27 protein-coding genes and 1 pseudogene are annotated in these 22,883 nt (G+C 62.0%); 18 read left to right on the forward strand and 10 right to left on the reverse strand.

Going from position 1 to position 22,883, the window contains the following annotated elements:
• The first annotated feature begins 8 nt into the window (after positions 1-8).
• From hisC to tatC, 11 genes are all read left to right on the forward strand, one after another.
• Entirely contained in the window at positions 9-1,094 is a 1,086-nt protein-coding gene (gene hisC, locus AC2VLV_RS09035; RefSeq protein ID WP_486989672.1) for a histidinol-phosphate transaminase, read from the forward strand.
• Positions 1,095-1,150: 56 nt separating this feature from the next.
• Positions 1,151-1,738, forward strand: a complete 588-nt coding sequence (gene hisB / locus AC2VLV_RS09040) for an imidazoleglycerol-phosphate dehydratase HisB (protein WP_486989673.1) — start codon at positions 1,151-1,153, stop codon at positions 1,736-1,738.
• A gap of 93 nt (positions 1,739-1,831) precedes the next feature.
• A complete protein-coding gene (hisH, locus tag AC2VLV_RS09045) occupies positions 1,832-2,491 on the forward strand; it encodes an imidazole glycerol phosphate synthase subunit HisH (RefSeq protein ID WP_486989674.1) in 660 nt (219 codons plus the stop codon).
• 87 nt (positions 2,492-2,578) lie between these two features.
• Entirely contained in the window at positions 2,579-3,313 is a 735-nt protein-coding gene (hisA, locus tag AC2VLV_RS09050) for a 1-(5-phosphoribosyl)-5-[(5-phosphoribosylamino)methylideneamino]imidazole-4-carboxamide isomerase (protein ID WP_486989675.1), read from the forward strand.
• Between the two features lie 22 nt (positions 3,314-3,335).
• Positions 3,336-4,109: an imidazole glycerol phosphate synthase subunit HisF gene (gene hisF, locus AC2VLV_RS09055; protein ID WP_486989676.1), complete on the forward strand. Its 774-nt coding sequence runs from the start codon at positions 3,336-3,338 to the stop codon at positions 4,107-4,109.
• Between the two features lie 47 nt (positions 4,110-4,156).
• Positions 4,157-4,912: a bifunctional phosphoribosyl-AMP cyclohydrolase/phosphoribosyl-ATP diphosphatase HisIE gene (gene hisIE, locus AC2VLV_RS09060; protein ID WP_486989700.1), complete on the forward strand. Its 756-nt coding sequence runs from the start codon at positions 4,157-4,159 to the stop codon at positions 4,910-4,912.
• Positions 4,913-4,922: 10 nt separating this feature from the next.
• Complete coding sequence (locus AC2VLV_RS09065; RefSeq protein ID WP_486989677.1) at positions 4,923-5,291, forward strand: DUF4870 family protein; 369 nt, start codon at positions 4,923-4,925, stop codon at positions 5,289-5,291.
• Positions 5,292-5,320: 29 nt separating this feature from the next.
• On the forward strand, positions 5,321-5,671 hold the full coding sequence (locus AC2VLV_RS09070; protein WP_486989678.1) for a histidine triad nucleotide-binding protein: 351 nt from the start codon (positions 5,321-5,323) through the stop codon (positions 5,669-5,671).
• 25 nt (positions 5,672-5,696) lie between these two features.
• Positions 5,697-5,939 carry a Sec-independent protein translocase subunit TatA gene (tatA, locus tag AC2VLV_RS09075; RefSeq protein ID WP_486989679.1) on the forward strand — a complete coding sequence of 81 codons (243 nt, stop codon included), beginning with the start codon at positions 5,697-5,699 and terminating at the stop codon, positions 5,937-5,939.
• A gap of 116 nt (positions 5,940-6,055) precedes the next feature.
• On the forward strand, positions 6,056-6,544 hold the full coding sequence (tatB, locus tag AC2VLV_RS09080) for a Sec-independent protein translocase protein TatB (RefSeq protein WP_486989680.1): 489 nt from the start codon (positions 6,056-6,058) through the stop codon (positions 6,542-6,544).
• 78 nt (positions 6,545-6,622) lie between these two features.
• Entirely contained in the window at positions 6,623-7,426 is an 804-nt protein-coding gene (gene tatC / locus AC2VLV_RS09085) for a twin-arginine translocase subunit TatC (protein WP_486989681.1), read from the forward strand.
• Positions 7,427-7,451: 25 nt separating this feature from the next.
• Here tatC and AC2VLV_RS09090 read toward each other — a convergent pair whose 3' ends face one another.
• Positions 7,452-8,633 (reverse strand): S1C family serine protease, encoded by a 1,182-nt coding sequence (locus AC2VLV_RS09090; RefSeq protein WP_486989682.1) that lies wholly within the window; start codon positions 8,631-8,633, stop codon positions 7,452-7,454.
• Positions 8,634-8,697: 64 nt separating this feature from the next.
• Between AC2VLV_RS09090 and AC2VLV_RS09095 the strand changes: the two genes are divergently transcribed.
• Positions 8,698-9,441, forward strand: coding sequence for a Nif3-like dinuclear metal center hexameric protein (locus tag AC2VLV_RS09095; protein WP_486989683.1), 744 nt, complete (start codon positions 8,698-8,700; stop codon positions 9,439-9,441).
• Positions 9,410-10,471: a 4-hydroxythreonine-4-phosphate dehydrogenase PdxA gene (gene pdxA, locus AC2VLV_RS09100; RefSeq protein ID WP_486989684.1), complete on the forward strand. Its 1,062-nt coding sequence runs from the start codon at positions 9,410-9,412 to the stop codon at positions 10,469-10,471. The genes AC2VLV_RS09095 and pdxA overlap by 32 nt, the downstream gene beginning before the upstream one ends.
• On the opposite strand, the gene AC2VLV_RS09105 is transcribed toward pdxA, so the two are convergent.
• The 7 genes from AC2VLV_RS09105 to AC2VLV_RS09135 form a co-directional block, all read right to left on the reverse strand.
• Positions 10,466-10,741, reverse strand: a complete 276-nt coding sequence (locus tag AC2VLV_RS09105) for a DUF4404 family protein (protein ID WP_486989685.1) — start codon at positions 10,739-10,741, stop codon at positions 10,466-10,468. The two genes, pdxA and AC2VLV_RS09105, sit on opposite strands and share 6 nt — an antisense overlap.
• Positions 10,742-10,820: 79 nt before the next feature.
• Complete coding sequence (locus AC2VLV_RS09110) at positions 10,821-11,681, reverse strand: aldo/keto reductase (protein ID WP_486989686.1); 861 nt, start codon at positions 11,679-11,681, stop codon at positions 10,821-10,823.
• Positions 11,682-11,693: 12 nt separating this feature from the next.
• Complete coding sequence (ubiB, locus tag AC2VLV_RS09115) at positions 11,694-13,265, reverse strand: ubiquinone biosynthesis regulatory protein kinase UbiB (RefSeq protein ID WP_486989687.1); 1,572 nt, start codon at positions 13,263-13,265, stop codon at positions 11,694-11,696.
• Between the two features lie 7 nt (positions 13,266-13,272).
• Complete coding sequence (locus tag AC2VLV_RS09120) at positions 13,273-13,932, reverse strand: ubiquinone biosynthesis accessory factor UbiJ (RefSeq protein ID WP_486989688.1); 660 nt, start codon at positions 13,930-13,932, stop codon at positions 13,273-13,275.
• A 140-nt stretch (positions 13,933-14,072) separates the two neighbouring features.
• Positions 14,073-14,987, reverse strand: coding sequence for a Tim44 domain-containing protein (locus AC2VLV_RS09125; RefSeq protein ID WP_486989689.1), 915 nt, complete (start codon positions 14,985-14,987; stop codon positions 14,073-14,075).
• Between the two features lie 86 nt (positions 14,988-15,073).
• Positions 15,074-15,823: a bifunctional demethylmenaquinone methyltransferase/2-methoxy-6-polyprenyl-1,4-benzoquinol methylase UbiE gene (gene ubiE / locus AC2VLV_RS09130; RefSeq protein WP_486989690.1), complete on the reverse strand. Its 750-nt coding sequence runs from the start codon at positions 15,821-15,823 to the stop codon at positions 15,074-15,076.
• Positions 15,824-15,842: 19 nt separating this feature from the next.
• A complete protein-coding gene (locus AC2VLV_RS09135; RefSeq protein WP_486989691.1) occupies positions 15,843-16,262 on the reverse strand; it encodes a gamma-butyrobetaine hydroxylase family protein in 420 nt (139 codons plus the stop codon).
• A gap of 478 nt (positions 16,263-16,740) precedes the next feature.
• Between AC2VLV_RS09135 and AC2VLV_RS09140 the strand changes: the two genes are divergently transcribed.
• Positions 16,741-17,886: a tyrosine-type recombinase/integrase gene (locus AC2VLV_RS09140; protein ID WP_486989692.1), complete on the forward strand. Its 1,146-nt coding sequence runs from the start codon at positions 16,741-16,743 to the stop codon at positions 17,884-17,886.
• 501 nt (positions 17,887-18,387) lie between these two features.
• On the opposite strand, the gene AC2VLV_RS09145 is transcribed toward AC2VLV_RS09140, so the two are convergent.
• Both AC2VLV_RS09145 and AC2VLV_RS09150 read right to left on the reverse strand, forming a co-directional pair.
• A complete protein-coding gene (locus AC2VLV_RS09145) occupies positions 18,388-19,329 on the reverse strand; it encodes a hypothetical protein (protein ID WP_486989693.1) in 942 nt (313 codons plus the stop codon).
• A gap of 1,031 nt (positions 19,330-20,360) precedes the next feature.
• On the reverse strand, positions 20,361-20,813 hold the full coding sequence (locus AC2VLV_RS09150) for a hypothetical protein (RefSeq protein WP_486989694.1): 453 nt from the start codon (positions 20,811-20,813) through the stop codon (positions 20,361-20,363).
• 149 nt (positions 20,814-20,962) lie between these two features.
• Between AC2VLV_RS09150 and AC2VLV_RS09155 the strand changes: the two genes are divergently transcribed.
• The 4 genes and pseudogenes from AC2VLV_RS09155 to AC2VLV_RS09170 all read left to right on the forward strand — a co-directional run bounded on the left by AC2VLV_RS09155 (position 20,963) and on the right by AC2VLV_RS09170 (position 22,405).
• A complete protein-coding gene (locus AC2VLV_RS09155; protein WP_486989695.1) occupies positions 20,963-21,205 on the forward strand; it encodes a helix-turn-helix domain-containing protein in 243 nt (80 codons plus the stop codon).
• Positions 21,206-21,682: 477 nt separating this feature from the next.
• A complete protein-coding gene (locus AC2VLV_RS09160; RefSeq protein WP_486989696.1) occupies positions 21,683-21,943 on the forward strand; it encodes a hypothetical protein in 261 nt (86 codons plus the stop codon).
• A gap of 21 nt (positions 21,944-21,964) precedes the next feature.
• Positions 21,965-22,186, forward strand: a pseudogene (locus tag AC2VLV_RS09165) (restriction endonuclease); the annotation flags it as partial.
• Positions 22,187-22,264: 78 nt separating this feature from the next.
• Positions 22,265-22,405 (forward strand): topoisomerase DNA-binding C4 zinc finger domain-containing protein, encoded by a 141-nt coding sequence (locus AC2VLV_RS09170; protein WP_486989701.1) that lies wholly within the window; start codon positions 22,265-22,267, stop codon positions 22,403-22,405.
• Positions 22,406-22,883 lie beyond the last annotated feature (478 nt).

Below are 22,883 nucleotides of genomic sequence, written 5' to 3' on the forward strand. Positions count from 1 at the left end.
AAAATGCCATGAGCCGATTCTGGAGCGAAGTCGTTCACGGTCTGACCCCTTATGTGCCGGGCGAACAGCCGCGCATCGACGGGCTGATCAAGCTCAACACCAATGAATGCCCCTATCCGCCCAGCGACCTGGTGTTGCGGGCCATCGCGGCGCAGACCACGGGCGACTTGCGCCTCTACCCCGATCCGCAGGCCGCAGGGCTCAAGGCGGCGATCGCGCACCATCACGGGCTGAAGCCTGAGCAAGTGTTTGTCGGCAACGGATCGGACGAAGTGCTGGCCCATGCCTTCATGGCCTTGCTGCGGCACACGGCGCCGCTGCTGCACCCCGATATTTCGTACAGCTTCTATCCCGTCTACGCTCGCCTGTATGGCATCGAGACCCGCGAGATCGCGCTGCGCGCCGATTTCTCGATTGCGGTCGATGACTATCTGCAGGCCGGGCCGAACGGCGGCATCATTTTCCCCAATCCGAATGCCCCGACAGGCATGGCGCTGCCCCTCGCGGAAGTGGAACGTCTGCTGGCGGGCAATCCCGATTCCGTGGTGGTGGTCGATGAGGCCTATGTCGATTTCGGTGCGCAGACCGCCGCCGCGCTGATCGATCGCTATCCGCAATTGCTGGTGATCCGTACCCTGTCCAAGGCCTGGGCGCTGGCCGGCTTGCGCGTGGGCTATGCGCTGGGTCACCCCGATCTGATCGATGCACTCAGCCGGGTTAAAGACAGCTTCAACTCCTATCCCCTCGACCGTCTGGCGCTGGCCGGCGCCACGGCCGCCATGACCGATGCCGCGTGGCTGGCCCAGACCTGCGCACGCATTCAGGCCAGCCGCGAGGCGTTGAGCGAAGGCCTGCGCGCGCGCGGTTTCGAGGTGCTGCCCTCCCAGGCGAATTTCCTGTTCGCGCGCCACCCCGCACACGAGGGCGCACGGCTGGCGGCGCAGTGGCGCGAGCACCGTATTCTCGTGCGGCAGTTCGCGCGCCCGCAGCGCATTGCCGACTTCCTGCGCATCACCATCGGCACCCCGCAGCAGTGTGAAGCCTTGCTGAACGCCTACGACACCATCACCGAACAGACGCCCGCGCCCCGCTGACGTTACGATTGCGCCTATTGGCCGCCTGTCGACCGCCGTTTTCACGCCACTTTCCCATGCGCACTGCTCAGGTTTCCCGCAACACCGCCGAGACGCAAATCACCGTCTCCATCAACCTCGATGGCACGGGCGTCTCCAAACTGTCCACGGGTGTTGGCTTTTTTGACCACATGCTCGACCAGATCGCCCGGCACGGACTGATCGACCTCGACATCCAGGCCAAGGGCGACCTGCATATCGACGCGCATCACACGGTCGAAGATGTCGGCATCACGCTGGGCCAGGCGCTGGCGCGCGCCATCGGCGACAAGAAGGGCATCCGTCGTTACGGCCATGCCTATGTGCCGCTCGATGAAGCCCTGAGCCGCGTGGTCATCGATTTTTCAGGCCGCCCCGGCCTGGAATGGCAGGTGCCATTCACCCGTGCGATGATTGGTGAATTCGACGTCGATCTGGCCCACGAATTCTTTCAGGGACTGGTCAACCATGCCGCCATCACCGTGCATGTCGACAATCTGCGCGGCGACAACGCTCATCACCAGTGCGAAACCGTGTTCAAGGCCTTCGGTCGCGCCCTGCGTGCAGCCGCCGAGCGCGATCCCCGCATGGGCGAAGTGATTCCCTCGACCAAAGGTTCGCTGTAAATTGGCCGCTGTAAATTGGCATCAGAGACTTGCTCTTGCCTTTCTGTCTTTCGCGCTGCTTCCTGAAGTCAAACCGCCTCCTTTCCTGAATCGATGAAACGCGTTGCCGTTGTGGACTATGGCATGGGCAATCTGCGCTCGGTGTCGCAAGCTGTGGCGCATGTTGCCGCAGGTTCCGAGTTTGACGTGGTCGTGACCTCCGACCCCGCCGTGGTGCGCGCGGCCGACCGCGTGGTGCTGCCCGGCCAGGGCGCCATGCCCGACTGCATGCGCGAGTTGCGCGAATCCGGCCTGCAGGATGCCGTGCTGCAAGCCGCCGCCAGCAAACCGCTGTTCGGCGTGTGCGTGGGCATGCAGATGCTGCTCGATCACAGCACCGAAGGTCATGTCGATGGACTCGGTCTGATTCCCGGCCAGGTGCAACGCTTCGAGCTCGACGGCCAGTTTCAGCCCGATGGCAGCCGCTACAAAGTGCCGCATATGGGCTGGAACGCGGTGTGGCAGGGGCGCGATACGCGTGGGGCGCTGCATCCGCTATGGGCACAGGTGCCCGATGGCGCGGCGTTCTACTTCGTCCACAGCTTTTACGCCGCGCCGCAAAACGGCAGCCACAGTGCGGGCGAAACCGAGTATGGCGTGCGGTTTGCCAGCGCGGTGGCGCGCGACAATCTGTTCGCCACCCAGTTTCACCCCGAAAAAAGCGCCGACGCGGGGCTGATGCTGTATCGCAATTTTCTACACTGGTCGCCCTGAGTTGCCGGTGAAGCCGAGTTTCCTGCATTGCTTCCTGTTCTGACCTTTCAGTTCTGATCTCTGATCTCTTTCCACTGCCCTGACATCATGCTGCTCATTCCGGCAATCGACCTCAAGGACGGCCAGTGCGTTCGCCTCGAACAAGGTGAAATGCAAGGCGCCACGGTGTTCTCCAAAGATCCCGCTGCCATGGCTCGGCACTGGATCGACCAGGGCGCTGAACGCCTGCATCTGGTTGATCTCAACGGCGCCTTCGCTGGAAAACCGCGCAATGCCGAGGCCATTGCCGCGATTCTCGACGAGGTGGGCGATGAGATTCCGGTGCAACTCGGTGGCGGCATCCGCGATCTCGACACCATCGAGGCCTATCTCGACCAAGGCCTGAGCTTTGTCATCATCGGCACGGCCGCCGTGAAGAACCCTGGTTTCCTTCGGGATGCCTGCAGCGCCTTCGGCGGGCACATCATCGTCGGCCTCGACGCCCGCGACGGCAAAGTCGCCACCGATGGCTGGAGCAAACTCACCGGCCACGAAGTTGCCGATCTGGCACGCAAGTTCCAAGACTATGGCATCGAAGGCGTGATCTACACCGACATCGGCCGCGACGGCATGCTCACCGGCATCAATATCGAGGCGACGGTGCGTCTGGCGGAAGCACTCGACGTGCCGGTCATCGCCTCCGGCGGCCTGTCGGGCATGGACGACATCGAAAAGCTCTGCGCGGTGGAAAGCAGCGGCGTCGAAGGCGTGATCTGCGGCCGCTCCATCTACACCGGCGCGCTCGATTTCGCCGCCGCCCAACGCTACGTCACCAGCCGCTGACGCGGCTCTAAGCGACCCCATCATGCTGTTCAAACGCATCATCCCCTGTCTCGACGTGAACGGCGGCCGCGTGGTCAAGGGCGTCAACTTCGTCGGACTGCGCGATGCCGGCGATCCGGTGGAAATCGCCGCCCGCTACAACGCCCAGGGCGCGGACGAACTCACCTTTCTCGACATCACCGCCACTAGCGACGCCCGCGATCTGCTGCTGCACCAGATCGAGGCGGTTGCGTCGCAGGTCTTCATTCCGCTCACCGTGGGCGGTGGCGTGCGCACCGTGGACGACGTGCGCCGCTTGCTCAATGCTGGGGCCGACAAGGTCAGCTTCAACTCCGCCGCAGTGGCCAACCCGCAAGTCATCTCCGATGCCTCGGCCAAATATGGCGCGCAATGCATCGTCGTGGCCATCGACGCCAAGCGCCGCACCGACGGCGAGGGCTGGGAGGTCTACACCCACGGCGGCCGCAAGGCGACCGGGCTCGACGCCGTACAGTGGGCCGCGGACATGGTGCGCGCCGGGGCCGGTGAAATCCTGCTCACCAGCATGGACCGCGACGGCACCAAGATCGGCTTCGATCTGGCGCTCACCCGCGCCGTGTCAGACGCGGTGAGCGTGCCCGTCATCGCCTCGGGCGGCGTGGGCAATCTCGATCATCTGGCCGCAGGGTTTCTCGAAGGCCACGCCGACGCCGTGCTCGCCGCCAGCATCTTCCACTATGGCGAATACACCGTGGGGCAGGCCAAGCAACATCTGGCTGGGCGCGGCATTGCCATGCGGCCCGATTTGTCGCTGTGAGCTTCGTGCGCAAACTGCTGGGCCAGCGCGGGGGTGGAGCGCCTAAAATCCATTCCATGAACTGGCTCGATCAAGTCAAATGGGACGCCCGCGGGCTTGTGCCCGCCATCGCGCAAGATGCGCACACCGGGCGCGTGCTCATGTTCGCCTGGATGAACCGTGAGGCCCTGCAACTGACGCACCAACGCGGCGAAGCGGTGTATTGGTCGCGCTCGCGGCACCGGCTTTGGCACAAGGGCGAAGAATCCGGCCATGTACAGACCGTGCGCGACATCCGCCTCGATTGCGACGGCGACGTGGTGCTGCTGCAGGTGGAGCAGGCGGGCGGCATCGCCTGCCACACCGGGCGGGAGTCCTGTTTTTTCAACAGCCTCGATCACGGCCACTGGAAGGAGGCCGATCCGGTACTGAAAGACCCGGCACAGATCTATGACGGCGCGGCCGCGCATGGGCAGGCTGACGCGGCCGGGTCCGCCGACTCCCGCGCGGTGCTGGAGCGCATCTACGCCACCATCGTCAGCCGCAAAGGGGCCGACCCGAGCGCGTCTTATGTGGCGCGGCTGTTTCACAAGGGCGAAGACGCCATTCTGAAAAAAATCGGCGAAGAAGCCACCGAACTCGTCATGGCGGCCAAGGATGGCGAGGCGGAGAAAATTCTGTATGAGACCGCTGACCTGTGGTTCCACAGTCTGATCGCCTTGGCCCAGCATGGCCTCACGCCGCAGCAAGTGCTTGCCGAACTGGAGCGTCGCGAAGGCAGGTCGGGTCTGGCCGAGTTTGCCGCACGCGCGGCTAACCCCTGAGCACGGCGCCATGAACGATCCAAAAATCATCATCGATCAACCCGGCCCTCAAGACGTCGAGGGGCTCAAAACGATGGCACTGGTCGTCTATGTGCTGCAGGCGTTGAGTTTTTTCTGGGGCATCACGGCGGTCATCGGCGTGATCATCGACTATGTGAAGCTCGATGACGCCCGCGGCACCTGGGTGGAAAATCACCTGCGCTGGCAGATTCGCACCTTCTGGTGGGCGCTATTCTGGTCGGTTCTCGGCTTTGCCCTGATCTGGGTTTTCGGCCTGGGGTTTCTGGTGCTGGCCGTGGTGTATTTCTGGACCATCTACCGTGTGGTCAAAGGCTGGCTCAAGCTCACCGAGCGCAAGCAGGTGCGTCCTTCTCTCTGAATCTTTTCCCTCGTTGTTGCCGTCCCGCCATGACTGATTCCCAATGCATTTTCTGCAAAATCGCCGCGGGTGAACTGCCCGCCAAAGTGCTGTACCAGGACGAGGATGTGGTCGCATTTCACGACATTCACCCGGCCGCGCCCGTCCATTTCCTGATCATTCCCCGACTGCATCTATCGTCTTTGTTCGATGTGGGTACTGAGCACAATGCTTTACTCGGTAAAATGTTGCAGCTTGTACCCCGACTGGCGCGTGAGCAGGGTTGTGATGATGGTTTTCGTACCGTCATCAACACCGGCCAGAACGGAGGGCAGGAAGTGTTTCACCTGCACTTGCACGTTATGGGCGGCCCCCGTCCGTGGAAAAAACAGGCCCCTTAATTTTTTTGCGGCGAAGGAGTAAAACATGGGCTCATTTAGCATTTGGCACTGGCTGATCGTGCTGGTGATTGTGATGATGGTGTTCGGCACCAAGAAGCTGAAGAACATGGGTTCCGACCTCGGTTCTGCGGTGAAAGGCTTCAAGGACGGCATGCGCGATGCCAGCGCAGATGACAAACCTGCCGAGGCCGACAAGCAGTTTGCCGCTGAAGCTAGCGCCAAGAAGGAAGCCATTGACGTGCAAGCCAAAGAGAAGTCGTCTTCCTGAAATTGGCCCTCACCGCGAGCCGGCAGCGATGCCGGTTTTTTGTCTTGCCCCTATTTTTTCCGCATCTCTTTTCTTGCTCGGCCCTCCTGCTGCGCCATTGCTCCCACTGACCGCCCATGTTTGACATCGGAATGTCCGAAATCGGCTTGATCGGCGTGGTAGCGCTCGTCGTTCTGGGGCCCGAAAAATTGCCGCGCGTGGCTCGCACTGCGGGCAATCTGCTGGGCCGGGCGCAGCGCTACTTGGCAGACGTGAAAGCCGAGGTCAATCGTCAAATCGATCTTGAAGAACTGCGCAACGTGAAATCGTCCCTTGAGACCGCGGCGCAAGATATGAAAAAGTCGGTGAGCGACAACGTGGCCGAGGTTCAGGGGAGTTTTGACGATGCCTGGAAGGAAGCCACGTCGGGTCTGAGTGGCGAGTCAGAGCCTTCCATGGCCGATGGTTTTTCGTCCCCCAGTCTGCCCAGCCCGGACTATCCGACCAAGAAGCGAAAAAAGCTCTCGGGCAATACGGTTCCGCAGTGGTACCGGCGGCAGGCGCGTGTGCGCACCCAGGCCTTGTCGGGTGCGGCGCGCATGGCGCGTTATCGCGTCAAACGCTGATCGCCGTGCTGATGCGGCGCCTCTTCTGCTACCCCTTCTGCCTGTTCCATCTTCTCTTTGCAAACGAGTGCATCGCCCGTGTCTGACCCCAAGAAAACAGTGACACCGGACAGCCCCGAGGCCGAGCAGCCGTTCATCACGCATCTGGTCGAACTGCGCAACCGGCTCGTCCGCGCCATCGCGGCCATCGGTGTGGTGTTCATCGTGCTGTCGATCTACCCCGGCCCTTCGGGTCTGTTCGACCTGCTGTCCCAACCGCTCATCGCGCATCTGCCCAAGGGCTCGACGATGATCGCCATTGGCGTGATCTCGCCTTTTGTGGTGCCCATCAAGGTCACGCTGCTGGTGGCGTTCATGATCGCCTTGCCTGCGGTGCTCTATCAGGTCTGGGCCTTTGTTGCGCCCGGCCTCTACACCCATGAAAAGCGCTTGGTCATGCCGCTGATCATCAGCAGCACGCTGTTGTTTTACATGGGGGTGGCGTTTTGCTACTTCTTCGTGTTCGGGCGTCTGTTCACCTTCATTCAGGGGTTTGCCCCGAAAGTGATCACCGCCGCCCCGGACATCGAGGCGTACTTGAGTTTCATGCTGACCATGTTCATGGCGTTCGGCACGGCGTTCGAGGTGCCGGTGGTGCTCATGGTGCTGGTGCGCTTCGGGCTGGTGACGGTTGAGCAGCTCAAATCGTGGCGCAGCTATTTCATCGTGGTGGCGTTCATTGTGGCGGCCATCGTCACCCCGCCGGATGTGGTGTCGCAGACTTCGCTGGCGCTGTCGATGATTCTGCTGTTCGAGGTCGGCATCCTCGCCGCGAAGTATCTGGTCAAGTATTCGGCGCCGCCTTCCGACGAAGAAAAAGACGCGCAGTCGCCAGCAGCCTGAGCACTGCGCACATCGTTTTTTTTTCTCAGGGCAGCACGCCTTCGCCGTCTTCGGCGGGCGGCGTCTGGCTGATGTTCTGCGGTCGGGTGCCGATGCGGACCTGCAAGGTGGTGGTTTTGCCGCCGCGCAGCACCTGAATCGCGGCTTCGCTTCCGGGCTTGAGCGCGGCCACGGCGTTGAGCAACTGGCCGGTGTTGATCACCGGTTTGCCCGCCACATCGAGCACCACATCGCCAGGGCGCACACCCGCCTCGTCAGCCGGGCCTTTGCGCAGCACGCCGATGATCACCACGCCTTCCGGATGCGGGAGATTCAGGGTGCGAGCGAGCTGATCGGTCACGTCCTGAGGTTCCACGCCGATCCAGCCGCGCACCACCTGCCCGGTGCTGATGAGCTGTTGCATCACATTGCGCGCCGTTGAGACGGGTACGGCGAAACCGATACCCAGCGAGCCGCCGCTGCGCGAGAAGATGGCGGTGTTGATGCCGATGAGGTTGCCGTTGGCGTCCACCAGCGCGCCGCCGGAGTTGCCGGGGTTGATGGCGGCATCGGTCTGGATGAAGTTCTCAAAGGTGTTGATGCCCAGCTGGGTGCGGCCCAGGGCGCTGATGATGCCCTGCGTGACGGTCTGGCCCACGCCGAACGGGTAGCCGATGGCCAGCACCACATCGCCCACATGTGCGTTGGCATCGCTGCCGAAAGTGATGACCGGCAGCTTGTTCAGCCCGATGCGCAGCACCGCGAGATCGGTATCGGGATCGCGCCCGACCAGGGTGGCCCGGGCTTCGCGTCCATCGGCCAGCTTGACTTCGATCTGGTCCGCGCCTTCGATGACGTGGTTGTTGGTGAGGATGTAGCCGTCCGGGCTGACGATCACGCCCGAACCGAGGCCGACGGTCGGCTGGCGGCTGCCCTGAAACTGGCGTAGCCAAGGGTCACGGCCCGGCAGACGGCGCGGAGCCTTCGAGGTGGTGATGGATACGACGGCCGGCATGGCCTTGAGCGCCGCCGCGCTATAGCTGCCTGCGGCGGGCAGAGCGGTAGGCGCAGCCGGGGCGTCCTGAATGGTGACGACGGCCGGCGCGTTGGCCAGCGTGGAAACCGGGGCGCCGAAACGCACCCATTCCGGCTTGAGGGTGGAGACGACGAACAGCGCGGCGAGCGCAATCGTCACAGTCTGGGAAAATAGCAGCCAGAGGCGTCGCATACAAAAGACCGAGTGAGGAGATGTCTCCCCACATGGCGGCGCGTCATCACGCTTCAAGGCCACCATGCGCAGAGACCATTTGCAGGGCGAAATCGACACTTACCTCGATTGCGCGCGTTTTACCGATTATTGCCCAAACGGCCTACAGGTCGAGGGTCGTGAAGAGATTGCGCGCATCGTCACCGGCGTTACGGCAAGCCTGGCGCTGATCGAGCGCGCCATCGCGCTGCGGGCCGATGCGCTGCTGGTGCATCATGGCTATTTCTGGCGCGGCGAAGATCCACGCATCATCCGCCAGAAGCGCAAGCGCCTGGGGCTGCTGCTCGCCGCTGATCTCAACCTGTTCGCCTATCACCTGCCGCTCGACGCGCACTGCGAAGTCGGCAACAACGTCATGCTGGCGCGGCGTCTGGGCTGGTCGGTGCAGGGCCGCTTCGGCAAACAGCAACTGGGCTGTCTGGGCAGCGCGCCGCAGGCGACGGTCGGCCAACTCGCGCAGGCCGTTGCGCGCGATCTGGGGCGCACGCCCCTGGTGGTGGGCGAGGCCGATGCGCCTGTCGGGACATTGGCCTGGTGCACCGGCGGCGCGCAGGACTGGATCGAAGACGCCTGGGCTGCCGGTGCGCGCACCTTTGTCAGCGGCGAGATTTCCGAACCCACGGCGCATTTCGCGCGTGAAATGGGCATTACTTATCTGGCCTGCGGCCACCATGCCACCGAGCGCGACGGCATTCGTGCGCTCGGCGACCATCTGGCCGCTCACTACGGACTCGACCATGTCTTCATCGACCTCGACAACCCCGCCTGAATCGTCGCCCAGCCGTCCCATTGCCCTGACTCTGGGCGACCCCTGCGGTATCGGCCCTGAAATCCTCGTACGGGCGTTTGCGCAAGGCGAGGCGAACGGGTGCGTGGTCTATGGCGATGCGGCCTGGCTGGCTCGCACGGTGCGCGCCCTGCGGTTTTCACCCGACAGCAGCCGTCCGTCCATCGTGGAACTCGACGAGCTGGCAGAGTGGAAGGAGGTTCCGCGTGGGGCCATTCCCGTGCTGCCCATCATCGCCTTGCCTGCCGATCTGGTCATCGGGCAGGTGGACGCCCGCGCCGGTGCGGCGGCCTATGCGTGCATCGAAGCCGCGGCCCAAGACGCCCTCGCGGGCCGGGTGGCCGCCGTGGTGACGGCGCCCATCCACAAAGCGGCGCTGCATGCCGCGGGCGTGAACTTTCCCGGGCATACCGAAATCCTGCAGCACATCGCGGGCGGCGTACCCGTGCGCATGATGCTGGCCAACGCGCAACTCAAGACCGTGCTGGTGACTGTGCACATGGCCTTGCGGCAGGCCATCGATGCGGTGACGACCGAAGCCGTTTTGCAGACTTTGCGCATCGCCCATCAGGCTGCCCGTGGCTGGGGGCTGGCGCAGCCGCGCATCGCCGTTGCCGGGCTGAACCCGCACGCGGGCGAGTCAGGCCTGTTCGGCGACGAGGAAGAGCGGATCATCGCCCCGGCGATCGCTCAGGCGCGCAGCGAAGGCATCGCCGCCAGCGGGCCTTACCCGCCCGATACCGTGTTCATGCGGGCGCGTCACGCACCGCCCGAGCACCCGGGTGCCTTCGACATCGTGGTGGCGATGTATCACGATCAGGGCCTGATTCCGGTGAAGTATCTCGGCGTGGAGCAGGGCGTAAACGTCACGCTGGGGCTGCCCTTCGTGCGGACCAGCCCTGATCACGGTACGGCGTTCGACATCGCCGGACGCGATCTGGCCGACCCCTCCAGCCTGATTGCGGCCATTCGTATGGCCCGCGATCTTTCAGCGCAGCGGGTGTTTTTATAGCCCAAGGCCGAGCAGCAGGCTGCGCAGTTCGCGCAGGACCAGATCGACATTCGGGTGCTCGGCGGCGAAACGGGTGGCCAGGGTTTGCGCCTGTTCCGCGAGATCGTCGTTCTGCGCGGGAGCCGATTCGGTCTGCTTGCGATCGAGTGCGGCCTGAATGTCGCGATCCAGGGTTTGCAGCAGGCTCTTGAGCTCGGGGTCGAGGGCGGGTTGCGATTGCAGCACGGTGTGCAGGCGCTGCAGGGTGTCGCGGATTTGTGTGTCAGACATGATGTAGTTGATTGCAGGGGACGAAGGCATTGTGCCCAGACGCGCCAGGCGCGGCAAGCATACAGCTCAAACACAGCGGTCAAATCATGGCCAGAGGCTGTTTGCGGCCTGGCGGGACAAAGGCGGCGTCCAAAGCTTGCAGATCGCTTGTCGAGAGTTGCAACTCGGCCGCGGCCAGATTGTCTTGCAGGTGCGCGGTACGCACGGCCTTGGGAATGGCAACGACCTCGGGCTGGCGCAGCACCCAGGCCAGCGCCACCTGAGCCGCGCTGACGCCGAGCCGCCGGCCGATCGTCTGCACTGCGGGGTGGCCTCCGAGCGCGCCTTGATCAATGGGGCTGTAGGCCATGAGCGGCAGCCGGTGGCTCGCCTGCCAGGGCAGCAGATCGAACTCCACGCCGCGCGCGCCCAGGCTGTAATAGACCTGATTGGTGGCGCAGGCCGATCCGCCTGGCAGCGCAAACAGCTCTTCCAGATCAGCCACATCGAAATTGCTCACGCCCCAGTGACGGATCAAACCGCGGCTCTGGAGCTGGGCAAACCCGGCCAGCGTTTCAGCCAGCGCATACTCGCCGCGCCAATGCAGCAGGTATAGATCGATGCGGTCGAGCTTCAAGCGCTGCAGGCTGCGTTCGCAGGCCTCGACCACCCCGCGGGCGCTGGCATGGTGCGGGTACACCTTGCTGACGATGGTGAGGTCTCCGCGTTGCACCTCGCCAGCGGCAAACGCCAGCCGTAGTGCTTCGCCCAGCATGCTCTCGGCACCGCCTTCGCCGTACATCTCGGCGGTGTCGATCAGGCGATATCCCATGCGCAGCGCTTCGCGCACCGCAAGGATTTCAGCGGCGCGCGCCTCGGCGCGTTCGCCCATACGCCAAGTGCCCAGCCCCAGTGCGGGGATGGCGCTACCGTCGGGTAATGTGCGTTGTGGCATGAGCATGGCAGAGGGACGTTAAAACAGAAATTGCAGCCAGCGGCTGTCCACCGCGGCGAGCAGCAGTACGGCCACGATGAAGCCGACGACGAACGCCATCAACGTCTGCAGCAGGGCATTGGTCCGCCGTTGTTCCTGCAGCAGTTCGCGCAGCACGGGGTCGTCGCGCTTTTCCTGCGCCAGCAGTGCCTGATGCAGCAGGCGAGGGATTTCCGGCAGGTATTGCGCGTAGCGGGTCGATTCGTTCTTGAACTTGTCGCGGAAGGCAGGCCAGCCCACCTGGCTTTTCATCCACTTTTCGAGAAAGGGCTGCGCTGTCGTCCAGAGATCGAGATCGGGGTCGAGTTGGCGACCCAGCCCTTCGACGTTCAACAGGGTTTTTTGCAGCAGCACGAGTTGGGGCTGGATTTCCACCTTGAAGCGGCGCGAAACCTGAAACAGCCGCAGCAGCACCTGGCCGAGCGAAATGTCTTTCAGCGGGCGGGCGAACTGCGGCTCGCAAACGCTGCGCACCGCCGCTTCGAGTTCGTCGATGCGGGCATCGGCCGGCACCCAGCCAGACTCCACATGCAGTTCGGCCACGCGCTTGTAATCGCGGCGGAAAAAAGCAATGAAGTTCTGCGCCAGATAGTCTTTATCGAAGTCGGACAGGGTGCCGACAATGCCGAAGTCCAGCGCGATATAGCGGCCGAATGTCTCGGGTTGCAGGCTGACCATGATGTTGCCCGGGTGCATGTCGGCATGAAAGAACCCGTCGCGGAACACCTGGGTGAAAAAGATATCCACCCCGGCCTTGGCCAGTTGCTTGAAATCGACGCCGGCAGCGCGCAGCGCATCGACGCGGCCGATCGGCACGCCGTACATGCGCTGCATCACGATCACGTCGCTGCGGCACAGCTCCCAGTGCATCTCGGGAATCAGCAGCAAGTCGAGCGAAGCCATATTGCGCCGCAGTTGCGTGCCATTGGCCGCCTCGCGAACCAGGTCGAGCTCGTCATGCAGGTATTTGTCGAATTCAGCGACCACTTCGCGCGGCTTCAGGCGTTTGCCCTCACTCCATAGCCGGTCCACCCAGGCAGCCATGGTGTGCATCAACGCAAGGTCTTCTTCAATGACTTTGTGCATGCCCGGGCGCAGCACCTTGACCGCCACCTCGGCGCCGCCCTGTTGCAAGGGCAAGGTGGCGAAATGCACCTGCGCGATGGAGGCGCTGGCCACCGGCTTGCGCTCGAAGGTGGCAAACAAGGTATCGATGGGTCTGCCGAACGAACGCTCGATGATGGCTACGGCGACCTCGGAGTCGAACGGGGGCACGTTGTCCTGAAGCTTGGCGAGTTCGTCGGCGATGTCGGGTGGCAGCAGGTCGCGGCGGGTTGAAAGCACTTGGCCGAATTTGACAAAAATCGGCCCCAGACTCTCCAGCGCCAGACGCAAACGCTCGCCGCGCGGGCGATTGAGCGGACGCCCGAAGCTGAGCATGCGGGAGAGTCGGCGCAGCCAGGGATGGCGGAAGCTCGACAGCGCCATTTCGTCCAGGCCGTGGCGCAGGATGACGGAAACAATCTTCAGCAGGCGGAGCAGGCGGCGCATGGGTCGTTCAGTTCTCGCGGGCGCCGAATTGCTTGCGCAACAGAGCGAGACGCTTTTCCAGCCGTGCGGCTTGATCGCGCAATTCGCGCACTTCATCCTGCATCTGCGCCAATTCCCCGCGGCTGACCAGCGCGCGCGGGCTCGCGGCAAACCAGTCGCGCGCATCGTTGTGGGTACGTGTCCAGGTTTGCTGCCCCTGTGTCGCCAGCTTTTGCCCGGCCCGGGAAATGCGGTGTGCGGGAATGTCGCCGACGAGTTGCGCGAGATCGTCTTCCGCATCCCAGCGCACATGCGCCATCAGCCAGGACAGCGTCTGAGCAAGCTCGGCGTCACCGGTGATGCGGGCGCCCGTCAGATTCAGCGGCGCGCGCTTGGCGATGGCCTCACGCAAGGCGTCCAGATCGAGGGTGATGTGCAGGTCGGCCTCATCATTGCCGGGCACGGCTGACGTTGCGGCGCGCAGCAAACCTTCCGGTTCGATCTCCCACGGCAAATCAATACCCATTGCGGTGAACACCACCTTCTTGCCTGCATGGGCGCCAAGCTTGCCCTGGGCGTGCGGGTCGGCAGCGAGCAGATGATTGAGCGCTGGCAAGACCAGGTACTGCAGTCTGCGCACCAGCGAAGTGCGATCGGGAATCAAGGGCTGAATGTCGGGAATGCGCATGAGGAATGGCGTTTAATGACGCATTCTAGGAGTCTGTCTCCGTTGAGGAATTCGGTCGCAGCAAGCGCTGCATGAAAAACGCCGCAGCGCTTGCGCGACTGCGGCGTAGGGTGAGCGAGTTGCAGGGTAGATTCGGCGCGTCAATTCAACTGCTGAATACCGGCCAGTTGCCAACCGCTGGAGCCATCGCGAGGTTTAACCAGGTTCCACACCTCGCGCACTGGGCTCGCGCCACCCCAGGTTTCTTCGCGCACCAGACCGGAGAACTCGACGCTGGCGATGTATTCGGCCGGGGTCTCTTCCAGCGCAAGCAGGGAGGCTTCGAGGGTGACGATTTCCGTCTTGTTGGGCGTCATGCCGCGCTGCTGCAAATCGGCAGCCAAGGCGTCGTACATCTCGGCGGTGGTGAAGGTTTTCAGGCTGTTCAGATCAGCCGCATCCCAGGCTTGCTGCAAGCGGGTGTAGTGCTGCTTGGCGCTCGCCAGAAACCCTTCGCGATCAAAATCGGCAGGAATGCCAGCCACACTTGCGTTTTGCGAACCGGCGCCAGGTGTCCATTGCGCCGGCATCTGCGTTTCGACGCCCAGGGGCGCCTGCGCATAGCCCTGCGAAGCGCCTGCATATTGCATGGGCTGGGCGGACTTGTTGGTGCTGGACTTGCGGCGCAGCAAATTGAAAATCCAGAACGCGGCCAGCGCGAGCAGACCGATCATCAGCGCCGAGCCGAGGAAGGAGCCCAGCGCGCCGCCGAAGCCGAGTGCGTGGAACAGCGCTGCAAGACCCAGACCGGCAGCCAGACCGCCGAGAATGCCACCCCAGCGGCTGGGCTGCTTGGCGGGCGGTGTGGCCGCGGCCTGCTGACGCGTGGCGGCGGGCGCGGCTTGTTGCGGCGGTGCCGCTTCGCGCTGCGTAACGGCATTGCTCTGCCGCCCCATACTCTTGCCGCCGCCCATGCGTTTGGCATGCGCATCGACGGCGCTCAGTGCGAGACCCAGAGCGAGAGTCAGCGTCAGGCCGAAAGTCATAAGGGTGCGAAGCAAACCGTTCGTTTTCATGCAAGTTCCAGAAAGTCGAGAAGAGTTGACATTTTGTTACCAGATCGATGGAAAAGTTCAATGCGCGCGTTTTGCATTGCGTCAGCTCAAAATTTCTGCCCGATGTGTAGCGCGACGACGCCAGCCGTGAGGTTGTGCCAATCGACATGGCCGAAACCCGCATCTCGCATCAGACCGGCGAGGGTTTCCTGATCCGGGTGCATACGGATGGATTCGGCCAGGTATTGGTAGCTCTGCGGATCGCCCGCAACCATCTTGCCCAGGCGCGGCAAAACCTGGAAAGAGTAGAGGTCGTAGGCCCCGCGCAACGGCGTCCAGGGCTTGGAAAACTCTAGTACGAGCAATTTGCCGCCCGGCTTGAGCACACGCTGCATGTCACGCAGAGCCGCATCTTTGTGGGTCATGTTGCGCAGACCGAATGCCACGCTCACCAGATCGAATTGCGCGTCTGGGAAGGGCAGCTTTTCAGCATCGCACAAGACCGTTGGCACCAGCACGCCAGAGTCGATGAGCCGGTCTCGGCCCGCCCGCAGCATGGAGCCATTGATGTCGCTCATCACCACCAGGCCCGTGGGCCCGACCTTGCGGGCGAACGCGCGCGACAGATCGCCGGTTCCCGCAGCGACATCCAGCACGCGCTGACCTGTGCGCACACCCGAGACGGCAATCGTGAACGCCTTCCAGACGCGGTGCAGGCCGCCACTCATCAAATCGTTCATCACGTCATAGCGCGACGCGACCGAATCGAACACACCCCGCACGCGCGCAGCTTTTTCATCTTCGGCGACCTGCTGGTAGCCAAAATGGGTGGTGGAGGTGGAGTGGGTATCGGACATGGGAAACTCAATATGAGGGTCAGTGAGACGAGCAGTGGTGCGCGTTGGACGTTGCCTCGGGCATGGGCGCGTCGCGGTCGGCACTGGCAGCCTGTAGGCGGTTCAGATAGTCGGCCCAGAGCGACTCCTGGTTTTGCCCCAGGAAGTGCAAATAGTCCCAACTGTAGATGCCGCTGTCATGGCCGTCCGAGAAGTGCGGCTGGATGGCGTAGTTCCCGACCTGCATCACACTATCAATCTCGACGAGACGCTTGCCAGTCTGCAAGGTTTCCTGCCCAGGCCCGTGCCCGCGTACCTCGGCAGACGGCGAAAAGACTCGCATCAGCTCAAACGGCAGGAGGTATTGCGTTCCGTCGGCATAGGTGAGTTCGAGCACGCGAGATAACTTGTGCAGAACGATGGCCTGAGGCCAATCGGTGCGAGGGGGGGGAGAGGACATACGCAGATACCGGGCTTGAGACAGATCTATTGTCTCTCAGAGTCTCCGACAGCATCTGCCCCTAGCCGCAGGCATGGGCGGTAAGTGAGAGGAAAAGATGAGAGAAAAAGAGGCGAAAAGTGGAAACGAAAAACGGAGGCGAAAAAAAACCCAGGTCGATGTCGACCTGGGTGAATTGCACACTCCCTGAAAGAGCCAGTAAAGGCTCAGTCACTATTTGATACAAATTGAGACGAGTTGTCCAGAAAATTTTTAATCCGACTTGTTCATACAGGAATTGCGCTCGCATTCGCCCTGCCTGGCATTAGGCCGCATGGCATGGAATGCCAAACGGAAATTGGTGCCGACTATCCGAATCGAACGGATGACCTACCGCTTACAAGGCGTAAATATTTATCTCTCTGAAGCCGCATTTATACTTGAATTCATTGCTTATCAATAGTGAATTTGGGACACTGGCGGGACATTGGAGGCGAGGATGGCATCAATCACCGAACGAAAAAACGCTGACGGAAGCAAGTCGTGGCAAGCAAAGGTTCGGCGCAAGGGGGCGCCTTCGGTCTCGCGAACCTTTGATCTCAAGGGAGATGCCGAAACTTGGTCCCGCGAGGTGGAGCGTGAGTTGCAGCGCGGGAATGTTGCAGTTCTGCGCCAGGATGCGCTTAGAACAACGGTTGCGGATGTCGTGGCGCGCTACAGGGATACAGCGCTGCCTAACCTACGTAGCAGGAGCGCGGCAGCCTACATAACCGCGGTCAACGAGCGCTTCGGTTCGTTGTTCCTTGCCAATGTGCGCAGCGTTGACGTGTCGGCCTGGCGTGATGAACTGCTGGCCAGAGGTCTCGCTCCTCAGACAGTCAGGCACCACATCAATACGTTGTCGGCGCTGTTCACGTTTACCGAAGGCGATCTGAGCATCGAACTGCCGGGCGGTAACCCCGTTCGTAAGGTCAAGAAGCCTCCAGCGCCGCCATCTCGTGACCGCAGGCTGCGTCCCGGCGAACTCGAGGCGCTGCAAGCTGAGGCGACTACGGCCACCGGTTTACGCGAGATCATCGTGCTGGCCGTTGAAACCAGCATGCGCCTGGGTGAGTTATTGGCACTGCGGTGGGCGAATGTGAATCTGACGCAGCGCATCGCGCATTTGCCGATGACCAAGAACGGCGAGAGTCGGACGGTCGCGTTATCTAGCGCCGCCATGCAGGCGTTGCAGGCACTGCCGCGTCGTTTGGACGGACGGGTGTTTACGTGGACACGCACCGACAGTTTCGAGCCAATCTGGGGCCGCCTGCGCACACGGGCGCGCAAGGCCCATGTTCTCAATCGACTTCGCGAAGAGCTCAATCAACGCGGCATCGACGGGACGTCGGAAGTTCGCGCTTTGGTCTACAAGAAGCGTCAGCCATCCCCCCGTACCGTGGCGCTGTACGAGAAGATCGAGAAGACCGACATGTTCCTGCACGATCTCCGCTTCCATGATCTGCGCCACGAGGCAACTTCCCGGCTCTTTGAGAAGGGTTTAGGCACCATGGAAGTTGCGAGCATGACCGGACACAAGAGCCTCTCGATGCTGAAGCGGTACACACATATGGACGCAGCGAAGCTGGCTCAGAAGTTGGGGTGACAACACTCAATCTGTAATTGGCCCGGAGCAGTCCAACGCGACGTTACCGAACTTGCGCTTTGAAGGGCTGCTGTTGATGCCGATGCCGAATTGAGCCACATGCCGATCGGCGACTGAACCTTGGCAAGGGAGTTGCACGCGGCGTCAAGCTTGAATTTCGCTGCGCTCCGACCGGCTCACCGCAAACCCGGAGCACGGCTCAAATTGGCATCGGCGCCCACACCTTACGACTTGATCGCGTGGGTGATCGCAAAGGCCGATGATCAGTCATTCGCCGCAGGCCGATCCTCCCGATCCGCTCCAGCAGTAACTCGGGGATATTTCTTAGAAATTATTTCCTATTTTCTAAGAAATAAGATCTATTTCCTAGGATATATGTGGGGCGCTCACTCGTGCCCATCGATCCTTGCGAAGCAGCGGTCCGACGTCGAGGGCGTTGCACCGCATGCCGGCAGTGCGTCGGGGTCCAGCGGCATCCTGTCGGCGGCCTTGGCCCCGTTCTCATGCCCGCCGCGGCGGGTGCGCGATCAACTGCCTGACCGCGTCCCAATTCACCCGTTGCACGAAGAACCGCTCCCTCGGCAGGTCAATGGCAAGGTTCCGATCGGTTTTGCGCCATTTGCGCTGATCCGTTCGCACATAAGCCGGGACATCAAGCTTGGTGGTGTCACTCTGCCACGCCTTGAACAACATCCTGTCGCCACATAACACCATCACATTCGCTGCGGTGTTGGCCAGCAAGTAGCTCCATTGCGCCAGCATGCGGTCGACCTCATCCTGCCTTTTCCTGGAATTCTCAAACTCCAGATGAAAACGCGACTTTCCGAAGCCATCTGGGTGTGGGGCAAACAGCTGGAAATCGACGATCCGGTCGCCGGGACGCCGGATGGCCCGCTCAAGCTCTGCGGTGGTCCGCAAGCCAACCGGCTGAAACCGGGTAAAGGTTTCAAGCTGGGAGTAGTACTCCCGCGTCCAGCTTGCGACCAGAGTTTGCAGCTTGATGTCATGGTCAAACGTCCATGAGCGCATCCGGCCACCTTGAAGCCTCGGGGCGGAGCGGTCCAACAACAACGGACCGAAGCCGCGCTGTTCTGCCAGTTGCGAGAATACCGTGTGCTGGCGCACCCGTTGCAGCAGGATTTCGGCGCGCCTCAGTCCAGCAGGCGTCAAGGTCAACCCCGCCTGCGCCGCAGCCCGCGGGTTGCGCATGGCGTCCTTTTTCAGAAGCCTAGCTTTCACCAAGCGCGGGGGCGCTTGTTTGTTGGTGAGCATGGCGATCACGGTCGAGGATGTATAACCCCAGCGAGCTGTCCACACCAACGCCGCAGCCTCTTGCACGAGGCCGATCGAGCGGGCATGGACTCCATTGTTCGGGTTCAGTTTGGGGTTGGTGTCGAGGTTTGGGTTGAGCTCAAAATCAAAGTCGAGGCCGACGTCGTTCATAGCAATCTCCGGAAATCTGCATTGCCTGAACAGGACACCCGTGCAAAAAATATCTTGGCTCATACCGAACGCCGCCCGGGCCCATTTACCGCAAATCACGCGTGCGGTATCCGTTTACCGCACGTGTCCTTATGCGATCGCCGTGTTGCGCGTGCGGTAAACGCACGGCACCAACCCGCACTTCGTCGCCTGCGGCTCCTGCGCCCCATCAGCGTTGCCGCCTCTTCCAATCCGCCTGCGGCGGACGGCTGGACGCCGCCCTAGCGGGTTGAGCGAGGCTTTCGGGGCTGGACGCCCCTCACATCGCGGCTGTGTTGCCTCCGGCGGCTGCGCCGCCTGCGCGCGTTGCTTGCCGCCGCCCCCTCGCTGACGCTCGGGCACCCTGCTTGAGACACGCCCCTGAACGGGGCGGCCCTGCGCGCCTGGCCTTGCCTCTCGGCAATCCCAGCCGCTTGCCCTTGCCGCTGTGCGGCTTCGGGTCAACCAGGGTGCCCGAGCGCTTCGCGCCGGGGCGGGGGCTCCGCCCCCACTTCAGGTCCGGCGGCTTGGGCCGCCTCTCGTTGCCACAGCGCCGACCGCTCACGCGTCGTCGTCCTGCACCTGTACGGTGCAGGCCCCTGCGGGCTGTGTCCAACTCGCCCTTCGTGGCTCCCCTGGCCCTCCCCCTGCCGGGGTCGGGCGAGGTGCGGCTGAACGCCACACCTCCCGCCAAAGGCGGCTCCCTCCAGCAAGCGCGCACGAATCGGCAGGCCTTAGCTCAGGATGGAGATGGAGGACATGCTTGGTTGCACGATGTCGCGCGCATTTACTTGCTGAACAAGCGGCAAGCTCAGCAAATCCGCCATCTCCTCTGCCAGAGGGCCATTTATCGCCCCGCAGCGCGCCTCCACGCCATCGTGATGCACGGCCGCTTGGTACTGCGATCGGTCGTTCGGAAGCCGCGCAACAACGCCCTGGCAAATTATTAGGCTCAAAATTCCGCCTGGGTTGTTTCCTGCGGCCCCGAGTCTGTCAGGGATGTTGGGGCAGCGCTAAAAATGGAAGGTGATTTCGCGTTGGCTGAATATTGTTGTCATCGTGGCTGGGTTGAACTGCACGCCTGCCCGGCGCTTTAACAGCTCCAACCCGATTTCCGCCCGATAGTCTCGCAGTATGGGCAAAAAATCTTCCAGAGACACCGTGAACCCGGCGCCATTGCGCTGTCCGACAAGGATGTGGAAGACGAGGGCCAAGGGCGCAATCAGGAATTGGCTATCCGGATCCTCGGCCCCATTCTCGTCCAACACTGTGTCCAGATCGCGCGCGACCAGTTCCAGCAGCGCGTCTGTGAGATTGCAAGGGAGTGCGGCGGCCGGTGGTTGCGCGACAACCGGCGCCACGAGCTTCGCGCGGCCTGAGCGCTCCTGCATGGCATTGGGCGCCGGCTCTGACTTTTCTTGCGCAATCGAGGTGTTTGGGCGTTTAGGTGGAGGGTGATTCGGCATGGCGACAAGGTTTGGTCATTCTGTGCAATACGGCATATATACCGTGGCCAATAGAGTAGCACGGTCGGCATCCTCTGTCTGTGCCCCAACGTTCACCTTCTGCTGCCAAGCCTCAGTCCCCCACGCGCCGCGCGACCTCGTTCGAGCCAATGGCTGCCGCCGTTTTCGGTGAGGTCATTCGCGCCGAACGGGTGCGGCAGTCGATCGCGCAAGACCAGTTCGCATTGCGGGCGAACGTTGACCGTTCCTATTACGGCAAGCTGGAGCGCGGCGAGCGCCAGCCGTCCCTGGCCTTGATTTTGCGCATAGCCGGAGGTCTTGGCATTGCGGCGAGCGACATCATCGGTCGCGTTGAAGAACGGCTCTCTGCTCAAGACGTCGGTACTTCATAGCGCCTGTCTGTTTGGCGCAATGAGCAGAGAAAGTGGAGGCAAACCGACCAGGCCGTGCCAATCGTTTTGGACGCCGAACGCATGTTTGTGAACATAGTGCGCTGTGAGTTCGGCAAGGAGTGCCCAACAGCCCGCCACGCCCCCTTACCAAGAGTGGGCAGCCAAGATGCGCCCCACAGATTGCCTAGGTCGCATTCTCATTGCGCAACCGCGGGGGACCCGCATATACGCCCCAGCGCTCGTGCCTGCCGCTGGATTCAGTGCAAGAACCGGCGCATCTGAACCCAGCTCAGCCGCCGGCACGCCGCCTATAAAAAAATTTTCAATCTTTTTACAGGCGCTTTGTAGGATTTTCAGTTACGAATGCCGTTATTTATTTGGATAAAACACGATGCCTTCGCATTCCGCCAGTTTTGCGGCGAAATCGAATTTCCCGTGTGCCCTGTTCTCCCTCATATCAACTGAAGGAGAGCAAAAATGACTCCCGCCGAAATTTTCGACCAACTGCTTGCCCAAGAATACGCGCCGTGGCTGTCGCTTTCTGACCCCGCGCTTCACAAACTGCTGGGCACGACACCCGGTGGACTTCGCAAGGCGCTGAGCCGTGGCACGTGCACGCTGCGCATTACCCCCAACGCAGGAGGTCGCCAAGGCGTTCTGTTGGCAGATGTGGCCGCTTATCTCACGGCGCATGAGCGCGGCCCTGATCCCAGCCTGCAGAATCTGCCCGCGAGGTGAAGCGGCGCCCCGGGTGGCGGTGTCGACGCAACGCTCTATGCACCAGGCTCCGAGGAGCCCGTCGCCATCGTGCAATGCAAGGCCTGGAACAGTTACACCGTCGGGGTCAAGCCGGTGCGCGAACTGCTCGGCGTCATGGCAGCGCAGCGTGTGCCTAAAGGCATCTTCATGGCAACGGGGCGGTATACGGCAGAAGCCTTGCAATTCGCGCAAGACAATCCGCTTGAATTGATGAGTGGCGAGCAGATCCTCTCGCGGATTGCTGCGCTTACACCTGAGAGTCAACATCGCCTACTAGCGGTGGCGACAGAGGGTGATTACATGGTGCCGACTTGTCCGTCCTGCAGCATCAAGATGGTCGAGCGCGAAGGGCGCGACGGGAAATTGTTTTGGGGATGCAGGAATTACCCACGCGGATGTCGACAAAGATTCCATATAGGTAGCCGTGTCGATTCCGCGTGATCATGACTTACGCTGGGCTCAGAAAAGTGTTCGCTACTGAGAATTTCAATTGGCCATGCCGGGAGAAGATTACTGTTTCCAATGCAAGCCGAAATGAATGGTGAAGGCGCGCGAACAAAGCCCTTCCGAACGTGAAGGCAGATTCTTTGGCTTCCTCAAACCGCGACGGGTCAAACTCCCGCTGCAGGAGAAGCTTCTTGCCCATGACTTGTTGGCGCCGGCTACCGAAATGAGCCAACTCTCGAAGGACTGTCGACGGGACACTTAGCCGCTGACCGAGTGGCGATACCAAAGTTTCATGCGAGCTCCTCAATGATTGGTATGGCTCACGATACCGATTTGTCGATGGATTGGCGCAGTCTGCAGTCGGCGGCAACAAATCTAGTGTAGTGTTTGATTCTTGAGTGAACTTAATAGAGTTGCTTGTCTCCCATGTTTTATTACGGTTTGCATTGGAGAGAGCAAGTGCGCGTTGCCC

The organism is Thiomonas sp. TH-17 (assembly GCF_057473305.1).

Excerpts from the sequence above, each read along its gene's own strand:
- hisC (WP_486989672.1), top strand. The coding sequence starts at position 9 with ATGAGCCGATTCTGGAGCGAAGTCGTTCACGGTCTGACCCCTTATGTG.
- AC2VLV_RS09095 (WP_486989683.1), top strand. The coding sequence starts at position 8,698 with ATGCGCAGAGACCATTTGCAGGGCGAAATCGACACTTACCTCGATTGC.
- hisF (WP_486989676.1), top strand. The coding sequence starts at position 3,336 with ATGCTGTTCAAACGCATCATCCCCTGTCTCGACGTGAACGGCGGCCGC.
- AC2VLV_RS09170 (WP_486989701.1), top strand. The coding sequence starts at position 22,265 with ATGGTGCCGACTTGTCCGTCCTGCAGCATCAAGATGGTCGAGCGCGAA.
- pdxA (WP_486989684.1), top strand. The coding sequence starts at position 9,410 with ATGTCTTCATCGACCTCGACAACCCCGCCTGAATCGTCGCCCAGCCGT.
- hisA (WP_486989675.1), top strand. The coding sequence starts at position 2,579 with ATGCTGCTCATTCCGGCAATCGACCTCAAGGACGGCCAGTGCGTTCGC.
- tatA (WP_486989679.1), top strand. The coding sequence starts at position 5,697 with ATGGGCTCATTTAGCATTTGGCACTGGCTGATCGTGCTGGTGATTGTG.
- hisB (WP_486989673.1), top strand. The coding sequence starts at position 1,151 with ATGCGCACTGCTCAGGTTTCCCGCAACACCGCCGAGACGCAAATCACC.
- AC2VLV_RS09155 (WP_486989695.1), top strand. The coding sequence starts at position 20,963 with ATGGCTGCCGCCGTTTTCGGTGAGGTCATTCGCGCCGAACGGGTGCGG.
- AC2VLV_RS09135 (WP_486989691.1), bottom strand. The coding sequence starts at position 16,262 with ATGTCCTCTCCCCCCCCTCGCACCGATTGGCCTCAGGCCATCGTTCTG.
- AC2VLV_RS09120 (WP_486989688.1), bottom strand. The coding sequence starts at position 13,932 with ATGCGCATTCCCGACATTCAGCCCTTGATTCCCGATCGCACTTCGCTG.
- tatB (WP_486989680.1), top strand. The coding sequence starts at position 6,056 with ATGTTTGACATCGGAATGTCCGAAATCGGCTTGATCGGCGTGGTAGCG.
- AC2VLV_RS09105 (WP_486989685.1), bottom strand. The coding sequence starts at position 10,741 with ATGTCTGACACACAAATCCGCGACACCCTGCAGCGCCTGCACACCGTG.
- AC2VLV_RS09090 (WP_486989682.1), bottom strand. The coding sequence starts at position 8,633 with ATGCGACGCCTCTGGCTGCTATTTTCCCAGACTGTGACGATTGCGCTC.
- ubiB (WP_486989687.1), bottom strand. The coding sequence starts at position 13,265 with ATGCGCCGCCTGCTCCGCCTGCTGAAGATTGTTTCCGTCATCCTGCGC.
- AC2VLV_RS09065 (WP_486989677.1), top strand. The coding sequence starts at position 4,923 with ATGAACGATCCAAAAATCATCATCGATCAACCCGGCCCTCAAGACGTC.
- AC2VLV_RS09140 (WP_486989692.1), top strand. The coding sequence starts at position 16,741 with ATGGCATCAATCACCGAACGAAAAAACGCTGACGGAAGCAAGTCGTGG.
- AC2VLV_RS09110 (WP_486989686.1), bottom strand. The coding sequence starts at position 11,681 with ATGCTCATGCCACAACGCACATTACCCGACGGTAGCGCCATCCCCGCA.
- hisH (WP_486989674.1), top strand. The coding sequence starts at position 1,832 with ATGAAACGCGTTGCCGTTGTGGACTATGGCATGGGCAATCTGCGCTCG.
- AC2VLV_RS09070 (WP_486989678.1), top strand. The coding sequence starts at position 5,321 with ATGACTGATTCCCAATGCATTTTCTGCAAAATCGCCGCGGGTGAACTG.
- AC2VLV_RS09150 (WP_486989694.1), bottom strand. The coding sequence starts at position 20,813 with ATGCCGAATCACCCTCCACCTAAACGCCCAAACACCTCGATTGCGCAA.
- ubiE (WP_486989690.1), bottom strand. The coding sequence starts at position 15,823 with ATGTCCGATACCCACTCCACCTCCACCACCCATTTTGGCTACCAGCAG.
- AC2VLV_RS09160 (WP_486989696.1), top strand. The coding sequence starts at position 21,683 with ATGACTCCCGCCGAAATTTTCGACCAACTGCTTGCCCAAGAATACGCG.
- AC2VLV_RS09125 (WP_486989689.1), bottom strand. The coding sequence starts at position 14,987 with ATGAAAACGAACGGTTTGCTTCGCACCCTTATGACTTTCGGCCTGACG.
- AC2VLV_RS09145 (WP_486989693.1), bottom strand. The coding sequence starts at position 19,329 with ATGAACGACGTCGGCCTCGACTTTGATTTTGAGCTCAACCCAAACCTC.